This is a genomic window from Streptomyces griseoloalbus, from assembly GCA_014650015.1.
GTDB lineage: Bacteria > Actinomycetota > Actinomycetes > Streptomycetales > Streptomycetaceae > Streptomyces > Streptomyces griseoloalbus.
In genome coordinates, this window is record BMUD01000008.1 from 193,770 (window position 1) to 206,300 (window position 12,531).

The following is a 12,531-nucleotide window of genomic DNA, read 5'->3' on the forward strand; positions in this document are numbered from 1 at the left end:
AGAAGGAAAGAGGAAGGAATCGGTGACGGGCCGGCGCTACGACGACCCGGTGCGGCCCACCAGGACCTCGGCCGCGGCGATGCCCGACACGCGCGTGGCGCCGTGCGTGGCCAGGTACACCGCCCCGGGGCGCGCACCCGCCGGGACGCCCATCTCGACGACGAGGGCGTCGGGACGCCGGCGGACCAGGCCGGCCAGCGCGCGGGTCATCCAGCCGTAGCGGGCGGCGTCCCGGACCACCACGACCAGGGGACGGCCCCGCGCCGGGCGGAGCGCCAGCCGGTCCAGCACCTCGTCGCCGTCCTGGAGCTGGCGTTCGCCGAGCCGGACGGACGTGGTGCCCGGGCGCAGCGTCTTCAGCGGTTCCGCCACGCCCCACGGGGTTCCGGGGTCGATGGCGATGGTGGTGGCCGGGGACAGTTCCACCACGTGGGGGGAGCCCACGAGCGGGAACTCGGTGCCACGGCCCGGCCCGTGATGGATGTGGACGGCCCGCCGGGCCGCCGATAGACCGATGCCCGGGGTGTCACGGGGCTCGGGCGCCGAGCGGCGCAGCGTGCCCGCCCACTCGGCGAACTCCCTGACCCGCCCGGCCGCTTCGGCGAGCCGCTGCTCCGGCAGCCGCCCGTCCAGTACGGCGCTCACCAGGGCGTCGGCCAGCCGGGCGGTGGTCGCCTCGTCGGCGTGCTGGCCGCCGACGCAGACCGCGTCCGCACCGGCGGCGACGGCCCGGACGGCGGCGCCCGTCACGCCGTAGCGGTCGGCCACGGCGCCCATCTCGACGGCGTCGGTCACGACCAGGCCGGTGAAGCCGAGTTCGCCGCGCAGCAGGTCGCCGACGACGGGGCGGCTCAGGGTCGCGGGCCACCTGCTGTCGTAGGCCGGGACCAGCAGGTGCGCGGTCATCACGGCCCGCACGCCCGCGTCCATCGCGGCGATGAACGGCGGCAGCGCGGTCAGCGCCAGGGTGCCGGCGTCCACCGAGACCTGCGGCAGCCCGTCGTGGGAGTCGACGACGGTGTCGCCGTGTCCCGGGAAGTGCTTGGCGCACGCGGCGACGCCCGCCGACTGCATGCCCCGCACCCACGCGGCGGCGTGCCGGGAGACGACGTCGGTGCGGGCGCCGAAGGAGCGCACGCCGATGACCGGGTTCAGCGGGTTGGTGTTGACGTCGGCGCTCGGCGCGTAGTTCAGGGTGATGCCGAGGCCGTGCAGTTCCCGTCCGACGTCCCGGGCGACCTGCTCGGTGATATCGATGTCGTCGAGGGCGCCGAGTGCCAGGTTGCCCGGGCGGGACGCCCCGGTGCGGGCCTCGAGACGGGTGACGTCGCCCGCCTCCTCGTCGATGGCGACGACGAGGCCGGGGTTCTCCGCGTACAGGGTGGTGGTGAGCCCCGCCACCTGTTCGGGACCGTGGAGGTTGCGGGAGAACAGGACGACGGAGGCGAGCCCGTCGGAGATCCGGCGGCGCACCCAGTCCGGCACCGTCGTCCCCTCGAAGCCCGGCTGGAGCACGGAGTGCGCCCACCGCAGAAGACGCGGGTGGCTGCTCTCGGCCATGCGGGACCTCCGTGCGGAATCGTGCACGCTGCGGGTGCGGGAAGAATGCGCCACGAGTGGTTCAGACCACTGGGATGTTGGACTGGACCAATGGGATCTGTCAAGGAACGTCCCTTTGAACACCCGTTGAAACGCCTCGCGTTGAACGCGAAGGGCCCGGTCAGGGCGTCGGACGCCGCAGGGTCGCCGTGAACTTGTAGCGCGAGCCGCGGTACACCGAGCGGACCCATTCGACCGGCGTTCCGGTCTCGTCCCGTGAATGGCGGGACAGCAGCAGCATCGGCAGGCCCACGTCCGTGCCGAGCAGCCCCGCCTCCCGCGGTGTCGCCGGGGAGGTCTCGATGGTCTCGTCGGCCTCCGCCGGCCGCACGCCGTACACCTCGGCGAGCGTGGTGTAGAGCGAGGTGTAGCGGGTCAGGTTGCGGCGCAGTGCGGGGAAGCGCCGGGCGGACAGATGGGTCGTCTCGATGGCCATGGGCTCGCCGCCGGCCAGTCGCAGCCGTTCGATGCGCAGCACCCTGCCTCCCGGCTCCATCTCGAGCAGGGCCGCCAGGTCCTCGTCGGCGGAAATGTAGCCGATGTCCAGCATCTGCGAGGCGGGGTTGAGCCCCTGGGCCCGCATGTCCTCGGTGTAGGAGGTCAGCTGGAGCGTCCGGAAGACCTTGGGCCGGGCGACGAACGTGCCCTTGCCCTGGATGCGGTCGAGGCGGCCCTCGCCGACGAGTTCTTGCAGGGCCTTGCGGATGGTGGTGCGGGAGGTGCGGAACTCGACGGCGAGCAGGCGCTCGGCCGGCATCGGCGAGCCCGGTGTGCGCTCGTCGGTCATCTGCAGTAACCGCTGCTTGATGCGGTAGTACTTCGGAACGCGACCGGTACGGCCCGGCGCCCCCGTGTCTGCCTGGGCGCTGCTGACGTCCGTGCTCATGACCTGCCTTCCGGCTGCGGTGTCCGGCGCGGACAGCAGGGGCCGGCCGCGGTGCACGTCGGCGGACGGCCGGGTTCGGCGCCGCACGCTCTGCTGTCCCGTTATAACGGTGCGTCCTCGTTCTGGTCTAGTCCAACCCTCGACCCGTCCCTGTTTATGCGCAGTTCTACGGCCTCGCCAGGGGCCTCGGAGGCGTTATGGGCCCGTGTTCACACGGCCCTTGACAGGGCCATAGGTCTAGGCCAAGCTCCCCTTGCTGGTCTAAACCATTTAGAGGAAGCCGGGTCCCAGCCCGCCGAGCTGTTGCGCCGTTGTGAGGGTCACCGCCGAGGGCGTGGGTGTGCAAGGCATTCCTGAGGAGGGGTGGCGCGTGAAGCGCAAGCTGATAGCCGCGATCGGGGTCGCGGGCATGTTGTTCTCCGTCGCGGCGTGCGGTGACGACGGCGGTGACAGCGGCAAGAGCGCGGGGCCGGACAGCTTCAAGGGGCAGACCCTCGTCGTCTGGACGATGGACGGCTCCGCGCCGGCCGACTGGACCAAGGACGTGCAGGCCGCCTTCGAGAAGAAGACCGGCGCCAAGGTCGAGTTCGAGACCCAGAAGTGGGACGGCATCCAGCAGAAGGTCACCACCGCCCTCTCCGAGACCAACCCGCCGGACGTCATCGAGATCGGCAACACCCAGACCCCGGCGTACGCGGCCACCGGCGGACTCGCCGAGCTGGAGGACCTGAAGAAGGAGATCGGCGCCGAGTGGACGGACTCGGTCAACCAGTCCTCCATCTTCGAGGGCAAGCAGTACGCCGCTCCCTGGTACTTCGCCAACCGCGTCGTCATCTACAACAAGAAGATCTGGGCCGAGGCCGGCATCAAGGGCACGCCCAAGACGCGCGACGAGTTCTTCGAGGCCCTCGAGACCATCGACAAGAAGACCGACGCCGAGCCGATCTACATGCCCGGCCAGAACTGGTACTTCTTCGACGGCCTGATCATCGGCCAGGGCGCCGACCTGGTGAAGAAGGACGGCGACACGTACGTCTCCAACCTCGCCGACCCCAAGGTCACCGCGGCCATGGAGATCTACCGGAAGTACGCCTCCTTCTCCACGGCCCCCAAGGACAAGGACGAGGCCACCCCGCAGCAGGCCGAGGTCTTCGCCAAGGGCAAGACCGGCGCGTTCATCGGCATGGGCTGGGAGGCGGCGACCGCCGTCGCGGCCAACAAGGCCATCGAGAAGGACCTCGGCTACTTCACCATCCCCGGTGAGACCGCCGACAAGCCCGAGGGCGTCTTCCTCGGCGGTTCCAACCTGGCCGTCGCCGCGGGCAGCGAGAAGCAGGAACTGGCCAAGGAGTTCCTGAAGATCACCCTGTCCGACGAGTTCGAGGGCGCCCTCGCCAAGGCCAACGGCGTCATCCCGAACAAGAAGTCCCTGGAGTCCAACCTGGCGGGCAACGCGGTCGCCGAGGCCGCCGCCCCGGCCGCCGCGGTGGGCGGCACCACCCCGCTGATCGCGCAGTGGGCCGCGGTGGAGAACACGCCCAACCCGATCAAGGCGTACATGACCGCCGTACTGAAGGGCAAGGCCCCGGCCGACGCCGCCAAGGACATCGAGTCCGAGATCAACGAGCGCCTCGCGCAGGAGAACTGACGACGCGTGCCGGGGGCTGCCGCGCGGCGCCCCCGGCCTCAGCTGTGTAGCTCGTACGGCCACGGAAGAGACGGCAAGTCATGCCAGTGCACACCCAAGGCACGGACACGGCCGGGGAGCCCGCTGTCCGCAAGGCCGAGGCCCCTTCGGGCCCGCGTGGGACGACACGCGCGGCCACGGCCTCACGCGGCCGGCGTGCCGCCGCTGCCCCCTATCTGCTCCTGCTGCCCGCACTCCTCGCCACGCTGATCCTGCTCGGCTGGCCCCTGGTGAAGAACGGCATGCTGTCGTTCCAGAACCTCAACGCGCGGCAGCTCATCCAGCACCTGACCGAATGGAACGGCGCCGAGAACTACCAGGAGGCACTGGGCAGTTCGGAGTTCTGGGCGGTCGTCCAGCGCACCGTCTACTTCACCGCGGCCAACGTGGTGCTGATCATGCTGCTGGGCACCCTCATCGGCCTGCTGCTCGCCCGGCTCGGCCGCAGGATGCGGCTGCTGCTCCTGCTGGGCCTGGTCCTCGCCTGGGCCATGCCCGTCATCGCCGCCACCACCGTCTACCAGTGGCTGTTCGCCCAGCGCTTCGGCGTCGTCAACTGGGTGCTGGACAAGGCCGGCTGGCACTCCATGGCGGACTACAACTGGCTCGGCACCCAGTTCTCCACGTTCTCCGTGGTCACTCTGCTGATCGTGTGGCAGTCGGTCCCGTTCGTGGCGATCAACCTCTACGCCGCCACCACCACCGTCCCCAAGGAGCTGTACGAGGCCGCGTCCCTGGACGGCGCCAACTCCTGGACGAGCTTCACCTCGGTGACCTTCCCCTTCCTGCGGCCCTTCCTGTACGCCACGACGTTCCTGGAGGTCATCTGGGTCTTCAAGGCGTTCCCGCAGATCTTCGCCATCAACGAGGGCGGCCCGGACCGGCTCACCGAGACCCTGCCGATCTACGCCTTCGTCGAGGGCGTGGGCAACCAGCACTACGGCATGGGCGCGGCCATCTCGTTCCTGACCATCCTGGTGCTGATCGTCATCACCTCGTACTACCTGCGCGCGGTGATCAAGCAAGAGGAGGACGAGCTGTGAAGCGCTCACCCTTCGGCCGTATCTGGCCCAACGCGACCGCGGTCCTGCTCTTCGTGGTGTTCGCCTTCCCGGTGTACTGGATGTTCGCCACGGCCTTCAAACCGCAGGGCGACATCATCTCCGAGGACCCGGTGTGGTTCCCGACGGACGTCACCCTCGCCCACTTCGACAAGGCCGTGCACGCGGACCACTTCTGGACGCTGGTCCGCAACTCCGTCACCGTCACCGTCGTCGCGGTGCTGCTGTCGCTGGTCATCGCCCTGCTCGCGTCGTTCGCCCTGGCCCGGATGCGTTTCAAGGGGCGGCGGGGCTTCATCGTGACCTTCATGCTGGCGCAGATGGCGCCCTGGGAGGTCATGGTCATCGCCATCTACATGCTCGTGCGCGACAGCGACATGCTCGACAGCCTGGTCCCGCTGACCGCCTTCTACATGATGATGGTGCTCCCCCTCACCCTTCTGACCCTGCGCGGCTATGTGGCCGCCGTACCGAAGGAACTCGAGGAGTCGGCGATGGTCGACGGCTGCACCCGTACCCAGGCCTTCGTCAAGGTCATCTTCCCGCTGCTGGCGCCCGGCCTCATGGCCACCTCGCTCTTCGGCTTCATCACCGCCTGGAACGAGTTCCCGCTGGTCCTCATCCTCAACAAGGGCATCGAGCACCAGACGCTCCCGCTGTGGCTGTCGCAGTTCCGCACCGCGTTCGGCGACGACTGGGGAGCCACGATGGCCGCTTCCTCCCTGTTCGCGCTCCCCATCCTGATCCTCTTCATCTTCCTGCAGCGCAAGGCCGTCAGCGGCCTCACCGACGGCGCCGTGAAGGGATGACGCTTCGATGACGACATTCACCACCGGCACCGACACCCTCACCCGGGACGCGCTCGCCGTACTGCAGCCGGGCTTCGCCGGCACCACCGTGCCCGACTGGGTGCGCCGCCGGCTCGGCGAGGGCCTCGCCTCCGTCGCCCTCTTCGGCCGCAACGTCACCACCGCCGAGCAGGTCACCGCCCTCACCGCGCAGTTGCGGGCCGAGCGGGACGACCTGCTGGTGGCCATCGACGAGGAGAGCGGCGACGTCACCCGGCTCGAGGTCCGCACCGGCTCCTCCTTCCCCGGCAACCACGCGCTCGGCGCCGTCGACGACCCCGACCTGACCCGGGGCGTCGCCCGCGAACTCGGCCGCCGGCTCGCCGAGTGCGGCGTCAACTTCAACTGGGCGCCGTCGGCCGACGTCAACGCCAACCCCGACAACCCGGTGATCGGCGTGCGCTCCTTCGGCGGGGACACCGCCCTGGTCGCCCGGCACACCGCCGCCTACGTCGAGGGCCTGCAGTCCACCGGCGTGGCCGCCTGCACCAAGCACTTCCCCGGGCACGGCGACACCGGCGTCGACTCGCACCACGCGATCCCGCACATCGACCTCGACGCCACGACCCTGCACGAGCGCGAACTGCAGCCGTTCCGGGCGGCGATCGCGGCCGGCACCCGCGCCGTGATGAGCGCCCACATCCGGGTGCCGGTCCTCGACCCGGACCACCCGGCCACGCTCTCCCGGCGCATCCTCACCGACCTGCTGCGCGGCGAACTCGGCTACCAGGGCCTGATCGTCACCGACGGCATGGAGATGCGCGCCATCTCCGGCGCCTACGGTCTCGAACACGGCGTCGTCCTCGCCATCGCCGCCGGCGCCGACGCCATCTGCGTGGGCGGCGGGCTGTGTGACGAGGGCACCGTGCAGAGCCTGCGGGACGCGCTGGTGGGCGCCGTCCGCTCCGGTGAACTGTCCGAGGAGCGGCTGGCCGACGCCGCCGCCCGGGTGCGCGCCCTCGCCGCGTGGACCGCCGACGTACGGCGCTCCACGGCCGCGACGGTCCGGCCCGAGCCGGAGATCGGCCTCACGGCGGCCCGCCGCGCGATGACCGTCACCCGCGCCCGGTCCTCCGCCCCGGTGACCGGACCGGTGTACGTGGCCACCTTCAACCCGGAGGCGAACATCGCCGTGGGCGACGAGACCCCGTGGGGCGTCGGCGCCGAACTGGAGCGACTGCTGCCGGGCACCTCCACCGGCTGCTTCACCGGCCCGGGCGCCGGTGACGAGGCACTGAAGGCGGCGGCCGGCCGGCGCGTCGTCGCCGTGGTCCGCGACGAGCACCGGCACGCGTGGATGCGCACGGCCCTGGACACCCTGCTCGCCGCCGACCAGGACACCGTGGTCGTGGAGATGGGCGTGCCCCAGTCCGCTCCGCGCGGCGCCCTGCACATCGCCACCTACGGCGCGGCCCGTGTCTGCGGCGTGGCCGCCGCGGAGGCGGTCGTGGCGGGCTGACCCGGCGACGCGGCTCCGGCGGCCCGTATCCGTCACGCCGCCAGTCCGTCAGGGGTAGATCTTCTCCCCCTCGGCGAGCATGGCGACGAACTTCTCGATACGGGCCGCCCGGGTCTGCGGCCGCTTGGCCTCCTCGACCCGGTGCAGGATCGCGTACCGGTTGCGGCTGTCGAGAGAGCCGAAGAAGTCACGGGCCGCGGGCGCCGCGTCCAGCGCGGCCCGCAGGTCGTCCGGGACGGTCGCCGTGCTCTGGCTCGCGTACGCGGCCTCCCAGCGGCCGTCCGCCCGCGCCCGCTCCACCTCCCGCAGACCGGACGGCCGCATACGCCCCTGCGCGATGAGGTCGAGCGCCTTCTGCCGGTTGACGGCCGACCACCTGCTGCGCGGCCGCCGCGGAGTGAAGCGCTGGAGCCAGTGCGTGTCGTCCAGCCCCTTCTTGTGCCCGTCGATCCAGCCGAAGCACAGGGCGGACTCCAGCGCGGTGGCGTAATCGACACCGGCGAGCCCCGAGCCCTTCCTCGGGATCCTCAGCCAGACCCCCGCGACATCCTCGTGGTGCTCCTCCAGCCACCTCTCCCAGGCGGCCCGCGTTTCGAAGCCGAGCACGGCATCATCCATTCCACCAGCCATGCGCCCATGAAATCCGTCCCTCCGCGGCCCGGTCAACAAGGGCACCCGGGGCACACGGTGGGGGTGCCCTGCGATGGCGGAGCGTGTCGTTATTGGGCCGAACGGGTGACCATGAGTAAGAATTGCCTGATGCAGACAGTCAGTGCGACAGGGGACGGAGCATGCCGGTGAGCAGCCACGATGTCACCGACGAACAGTGGGAGGGGCTCGCCCAGGTCGTTCCGCTGCGGGGCCGCGACGCCTGGCCGTCCGCGGTGGGCCACCGAGCCCTCCCCGAGGCGGAGACGGAAGCGCGACGTCGCTTCGTCGTCCTGCGCGTGAACGTGTTCGCGGACGCCCGCGACGTCGCCGAGACACTGATGTCCGGCATACCGGTGCTGCTGGACCTGACCGGCGCGGAGACCGAGGTCGCCAAACGCGTCCTGGACTTCAGCACGGGCGTCGTCTTCGGCCTGGCCAGCGGCATGCACCGGGTCGACCGCAACGTCTTCCTCCTGACCCCGGCCGGCACGGAGGTCACGGGGCTGATGGAGGGGGTCGGGACGTGAGCGGTCGCGGACGTCGCGTCGCCCGATCGTAGGAAGCCCGCCCAAGCGGAACGGTTCGCCCCGCAGCGAGCCCCTAGCGTCCCGCGTATGACCTCACCACCTCTTCCCCGCCCGGTCACGACCCCGACCCCCGCGGCAGCCCGGAGCGGGCGCCCCGGGCTGCCGCGGGTCACCGAGTTGCGGTTGTCCGCGTTCGCCGGGCACCGGGGGACCGGGCTTCCCCTCGGGGCGCTCACGCTGATCGCCGGGCCCAGCGGGAGCGGCAAGACCAGCGCGCTGCGGGCGTACGAGGCGCTCGCCCGGCTCGGTGGTGGGGCCGAGCTGGGGGAGGCCTTCCCGGAGCCCGGCGCCTGTGTGCCGGAGCGGGCCCGCGCCGACGCGCAGGCCCGCCGCGGCTTCCGTATCGGCTGTACGGCCGACGGCCCCGAGGGACCGGTCCGGCTGGAGGTCGCCGTCCAGGCCGAACCCGAGCTGCGCATCGTGGGGGAGCGGCTGACGGCGGACGGGCAGGTCCTCCTGGAGACCGCGCTGCGCGATCCCCGGCGCCGGGCCGTGCAGGCCGCCTGGCACACGGCCGGGGCCACCCCGGTGACCCGGGCCCCGCTGCCGGACGACCGGCTCGGCACCGCACTGCTCCCGCTGCGCGTCGCCGGCAAGACCCCGGGACAGCGCAAGGTGCTCGCCGCCGCCGAGCAGATGGTGGTCGCCCTGCGCTCCGTCTTCCCCTGCGACCCCCGCCCGGAGCGGATGCGGGAGCCCGTACCGACCGGCTCCGGCAGGCTGCTCGGCGGCTGCGACAACCTCGCCGACGTGCTGTGGCGCACCCGCTCCGAGTGCGGACGCCGGCACGCGCTCCTCGTGGACGCGGTGCGCGCCGGATGCGCCGGGCCGGTCACCGACCTGCTCGCCGAGCCGTACGCCACCGGACTGGTCCGCGCCGTGCTCGACCGGGGCGACGGCGCCCGCACCGAGCTGCGGCGCCTCGGCGACGGCGAACTGCGGTACGCCGCCCTCGCCCTGGTGCTGCTCACCGGCCCCGGCGTGCTGGAGACCGACGTGCCCGGCGAGGTCCCCGCCGCGCTGCGGACCCTCACGGTCCTCGCCGACGGCCTGGACCGCGCCCTTGACCCGGCACAGCGCACCCAGCTGCTGCGTCTGGCGGCGCGCATGTGCGAGCGCGGGCACATCCGCCTGGTCGGCGCGGTGAGCGACGCCTCCTGGGCCGCGGAAGTGACCGGAGTGACGGTGGTACACCTGAACCGTGACTGAGCCGTACGCCGACCCGGACCCGCGCGACCGCCTCGACCTGGCGGACCTCCAGCGCCGCCTCGCCGACTTCGCCGCCGCGCGGAACTGGCAGCCGTACCACACGCCGAAGAACCTCGTCGCCGCGCTCAGCGTGGAGGCCTCCGAACTCCTCGAGATCTTCCAGTGGGCGACGCCCGAGGAGTCCGTCCGCGTCATGGACGACCCGGACACCGCGCACCGGGTCACCGACGAGGTCGCCGACGTCCTCGCCTATCTCCTCCAGGTCTGCGAGGTCCTCGGCATCGATCCGCTGGCCGCCCTGGCCGCCAAGATCGACCGCAACGAACGCAGGTTCCCGGTCGAGGAGCCGCCCCACGGCTGAGGACTCACCGACTCCGATATCACTCTCCGTATCCAACGAGTGGGCCGTACTTGAATTGTTGTCCGCAGATTTCCGTCTTCCTCTGGCTTTTTGTCTCACACACCCTCACTCTGGGTAGTGGACAACGGAGTTCAACGGATGCGGACGCGTGGGCAGCGCGTCGGACGGACGGGGGCAGCGCATGGACGCTGTGCGGCTCATCGTGACGAGCAGGCGGGCCCTGGCCGCGAGCGGCGGCGGACCGGAGCTGCTGACCGAGGTGTGGCAGGCGCAGGCCCTGGCACAGGCGATAGGCAGCCGCCTCGCGGTCACCGGCCCACCCGAACTGCGCGGTGAGGCACTGGGGTTGACCGAGCTGGCGGGCCGCGGCTGCGGAGTCCTGGACACCCCGGAACTCGGGCCGGGAGAACTGCGCGCGGCCCAGCTCACCGAGCTGGGCGAGGCCCGCCAGTTCCTGATGTACCTCGGCGGTCTGCTGGGCGAGGTCGGTATCGCCCTGGTCGGCATCGCCTCCGCCGCGGACGACGAGGCGACGTACTGGCAGTGCATGGAGGCCATCGACGCGGCGGACGAGTCCCGGGACCGTGTCCTGGAGATGCTCCGCAAACTGGCCGACCGCGACGAGGACTTACCGGCGCGGGAGGCCGGATGAGCACCCGGCCTCCCGCGCCGACCGATCGCACCGCCGCCTCAGCGGCCCTCGCGCGCGTCCCCGGCGCCGACGGCCCCGACCTCGACGGTGCCGACCGCCGCGGCGGTCCCGGCCCCGACGGCCCCGACGCTCCCGGTGGCCCCGGCACCACCGTCCCGTCCCGGTCCCGCCGCCCGCAGATCCGCGTCCAGCGCCGACAGGTCCGCGTTCAGCGCGGCCATCAGCTCCTCCATCCGCTGCAACAGCCCCGTGGGCGGCCCGCCGGCCGCCCCGCCCCGCCGCGGCACGCTCTCTTCGGACATGACGGCCTCCTCGGCCCGTGGCCCCCGGGGAGGCCGACACGGTGACACCCCGGCGCACACCGGCCGGCGCGGGCGCCGGGCACTCCGGCTCCGCCGAGCCAACGATCATCGCCGGAACCGGTCACTGGCCCGTGCGCACCGCACCGCCGCTCACCGCCCGATTTCACCCGACCGTGGACCGGGGCGCGCCGCACGGCCGGGCGAAACCGCCCGCCCCGGAGCGTGCAGGATGGAGGCATGGATCTTCGCATCTTCACCGAGCCCCAGCAGGGGGCCACCTACGACACCTTGCTCGCCGTCGCCAAGGCCACCGAGGACCTGGGCTTCGACGCCTTCTTCCGCTCCGACCACTACCTCGCGATGGGCTCGGGGGACGGCCTGCCCGGCCCCACCGACGCCTGGATCACCCTCGCCGGCCTCGCCCGCGAGACCAAGCGCATCCGGCTCGGCACCCTGATGACCGCCGGCACCTTCCGCCTCCCCGGCGTGCTCGCCATCCAGGTCGCCCAGGTCGACCAGATGTCCGGCGGCCGGATCGAACTGGGCCTGGGCGCGGGCTGGTTCGAGGAGGAGCACAAGGCGTACGGCATCCCCTTCCCGAAGGAGAAGTTCGCCCGCCTCGAAGAGCAGCTGGAGATCGTCACCGGGCTGTGGGCCACCGAGCCCGGCAAGACCTTCGACCACCACGGCACCCACTACGACCTCACCAAGTCGCCCGCACTCCCCAAGCCGGCCCAGACCAAGGTGCCGGTGCTCATCGGCGGCCACGGAGCGATCCGCACCCCGCGCCTGGCGGCCCGGTTCGCCGACGAGTTCAACATGCCCTTCGCCTCCGTCGAGGACACCGCCCGGCAGTTCGGCCGGGTCCGCGCCGCCGCCCAGGAGGCCGGCCGCGACCCGGGCGACCTCGTCTACTCCAACGCCCTCGTCGTCTGCGTCGGCAAGGACGACCAGGAGGTCGCCCGCCGCGCCGCCGCCATCGGCCGCGAGGTGGCGGAACTCAAGGCCAACGGCCTGGCGGGCTCCCCGGCCGAGGTCGTCGACAAGATCGGCCGCTACGCCGAGACCGGCTCCCGGCGCCTCTACCTCCAGGTCCTCGACCTGCACGACCTCGACCACCTGGAGCTGATCTCCGCCCAGGTCCAGTCCCAGCTGCGGTAACGCGAACACCGCGCCCGGTGCGCACGCGCACGCCATGCGCACCCCCCGTGCGCCCGTGCGCACCCCGA

The 12,531-nt window shown here is 71.9% G+C and carries 13 protein-coding genes; 9 read left to right on the forward strand and 4 right to left on the reverse strand.

Translation table 11 applies throughout. The features are described 5' to 3' along the window. Nucleotides 1-36 precede the first annotated feature (36 nt). Together IE178_RS14795 and IE178_RS14800 are read right to left on the reverse strand one after the other, a co-directional pair. Nucleotides 37-1,560 carry a glycoside hydrolase family 3 protein gene (locus IE178_RS14795; protein ID WP_184761613.1) on the reverse strand — a complete coding sequence of 508 codons (1,524 nt, stop codon included), beginning with the start codon at nt 1,558-1,560 and terminating at the stop codon, nt 37-39. A gap of 160 nt (nt 1,561-1,720) precedes the next feature. After that, entirely contained in the window at nt 1,721-2,485 is a 765-nt protein-coding gene (locus tag IE178_RS14800; protein WP_193512571.1) for a GntR family transcriptional regulator, read from the reverse strand. A 370-nt stretch (nt 2,486-2,855) separates the two neighbouring features. Here IE178_RS14800 and IE178_RS14805 point away from each other — a divergent pair, with 370 nt between their 5' ends. The 4 genes from IE178_RS14805 to IE178_RS14820 all read left to right on the forward strand — a co-directional run bounded on the left by IE178_RS14805 (nt 2,856) and on the right by IE178_RS14820 (nt 7,540). After that, nucleotides 2,856-4,133 (forward strand): extracellular solute-binding protein, encoded by a 1,278-nt coding sequence (locus tag IE178_RS14805; RefSeq protein WP_193512572.1) that lies wholly within the window; start codon nt 2,856-2,858, stop codon nt 4,131-4,133. Between the two features lie 80 nt (nt 4,134-4,213). Next, nucleotides 4,214-5,215: a carbohydrate ABC transporter permease gene (locus IE178_RS14810; RefSeq protein ID WP_184761610.1), complete on the forward strand. Its 1,002-nt coding sequence runs from the start codon at nt 4,214-4,216 to the stop codon at nt 5,213-5,215. Then, on the forward strand, nt 5,212-6,042 hold the full coding sequence (locus IE178_RS14815; protein WP_184761609.1) for a carbohydrate ABC transporter permease: 831 nt from the start codon (nt 5,212-5,214) through the stop codon (nt 6,040-6,042). Before IE178_RS14810 ends, IE178_RS14815 begins: the two co-directional genes overlap by 4 nt. 7 nt (nt 6,043-6,049) lie before the next feature. Next, nucleotides 6,050-7,540 (forward strand): glycoside hydrolase family 3 protein, encoded by a 1,491-nt coding sequence (locus IE178_RS14820; protein WP_184761608.1) that lies wholly within the window; start codon nt 6,050-6,052, stop codon nt 7,538-7,540. Between the two features lie 48 nt (nt 7,541-7,588). On the opposite strand, the gene IE178_RS14825 is transcribed toward IE178_RS14820, so the two are convergent. Continuing rightward, complete coding sequence (locus tag IE178_RS14825; RefSeq protein ID WP_193512573.1) at nt 7,589-8,170, reverse strand: YdeI/OmpD-associated family protein; 582 nt, start codon at nt 8,168-8,170, stop codon at nt 7,589-7,591. Nucleotides 8,171-8,331: 161 nt separating this feature from the next. Here IE178_RS14825 and IE178_RS14830 point away from each other — a divergent pair, with 161 nt between their 5' ends. The 4 genes from IE178_RS14830 to IE178_RS14845 all read left to right on the forward strand — a co-directional run bounded on the left by IE178_RS14830 (nt 8,332) and on the right by IE178_RS14845 (nt 11,000). Beyond that, entirely contained in the window at nt 8,332-8,718 is a 387-nt protein-coding gene (locus IE178_RS14830) for a cell division protein SepF (RefSeq protein ID WP_184761606.1), read from the forward strand. Between the two features lie 87 nt (nt 8,719-8,805). Then, nucleotides 8,806-9,987 (forward strand): ATP-binding protein, encoded by a 1,182-nt coding sequence (locus tag IE178_RS14835; protein WP_193512574.1) that lies wholly within the window; start codon nt 8,806-8,808, stop codon nt 9,985-9,987. After that, entirely contained in the window at nt 9,980-10,348 is a 369-nt protein-coding gene (locus IE178_RS14840; protein ID WP_193512575.1) for a nucleotide pyrophosphohydrolase, read from the forward strand. Before IE178_RS14835 ends, IE178_RS14840 begins: the two co-directional genes overlap by 8 nt. 181 nt (nt 10,349-10,529) lie before the next feature. Continuing rightward, nucleotides 10,530-11,000, forward strand: coding sequence for a DUF6099 family protein (locus tag IE178_RS14845; protein WP_193512576.1), 471 nt, complete (start codon nt 10,530-10,532; stop codon nt 10,998-11,000). A 38-nt stretch (nt 11,001-11,038) separates the two neighbouring features. Here the strand turns inward: IE178_RS14845 and IE178_RS14850 are convergent, their stop codons facing one another. Further along, entirely contained in the window at nt 11,039-11,302 is a 264-nt protein-coding gene (locus IE178_RS14850; protein ID WP_193512678.1) for a hypothetical protein, read from the reverse strand. A gap of 237 nt (nt 11,303-11,539) precedes the next feature. Here IE178_RS14850 and IE178_RS14855 point away from each other — a divergent pair, with 237 nt between their 5' ends. After that, nucleotides 11,540-12,463 carry an LLM class F420-dependent oxidoreductase gene (locus tag IE178_RS14855; RefSeq protein WP_193512577.1) on the forward strand — a complete coding sequence of 308 codons (924 nt, stop codon included), beginning with the start codon at nt 11,540-11,542 and terminating at the stop codon, nt 12,461-12,463. Nucleotides 12,464-12,531: the final 68 nt, after the last annotated feature.

What these genes read in the sequence shown, in the direction of transcription:
- IE178_RS14845 (WP_193512576.1), top strand. Translation starts at nt 10,530, where the DNA reads ATGGACGCTGTGCGGCTCATCGTGACGAGCAGGCGGGCCCTGGCCGCG.
- IE178_RS14795 (WP_184761613.1), bottom strand. Translation starts at nt 1,560, where the DNA reads ATGGCCGAGAGCAGCCACCCGCGTCTTCTGCGGTGGGCGCACTCCGTG.
- IE178_RS14800 (WP_193512571.1), bottom strand. Translation starts at nt 2,485, where the DNA reads ATGAGCACGGACGTCAGCAGCGCCCAGGCAGACACGGGGGCGCCGGGC.
- IE178_RS14855 (WP_193512577.1), top strand. Translation starts at nt 11,540, where the DNA reads ATGGATCTTCGCATCTTCACCGAGCCCCAGCAGGGGGCCACCTACGAC.
- IE178_RS14850 (WP_193512678.1), bottom strand. Translation starts at nt 11,302, where the DNA reads ATGTCCGAAGAGAGCGTGCCGCGGCGGGGCGGGGCGGCCGGCGGGCCG.
- IE178_RS14830 (WP_184761606.1), top strand. Translation starts at nt 8,332, where the DNA reads ATGCCGGTGAGCAGCCACGATGTCACCGACGAACAGTGGGAGGGGCTC.
- IE178_RS14825 (WP_193512573.1), bottom strand. Translation starts at nt 8,170, where the DNA reads ATGGCTGGTGGAATGGATGATGCCGTGCTCGGCTTCGAAACGCGGGCC.
- IE178_RS14810 (WP_184761610.1), top strand. Translation starts at nt 4,214, where the DNA reads ATGCCAGTGCACACCCAAGGCACGGACACGGCCGGGGAGCCCGCTGTC.
- IE178_RS14835 (WP_193512574.1), top strand. Translation starts at nt 8,806, where the DNA reads ATGACCTCACCACCTCTTCCCCGCCCGGTCACGACCCCGACCCCCGCG.
- IE178_RS14820 (WP_184761608.1), top strand. Translation starts at nt 6,050, where the DNA reads ATGACGACATTCACCACCGGCACCGACACCCTCACCCGGGACGCGCTC.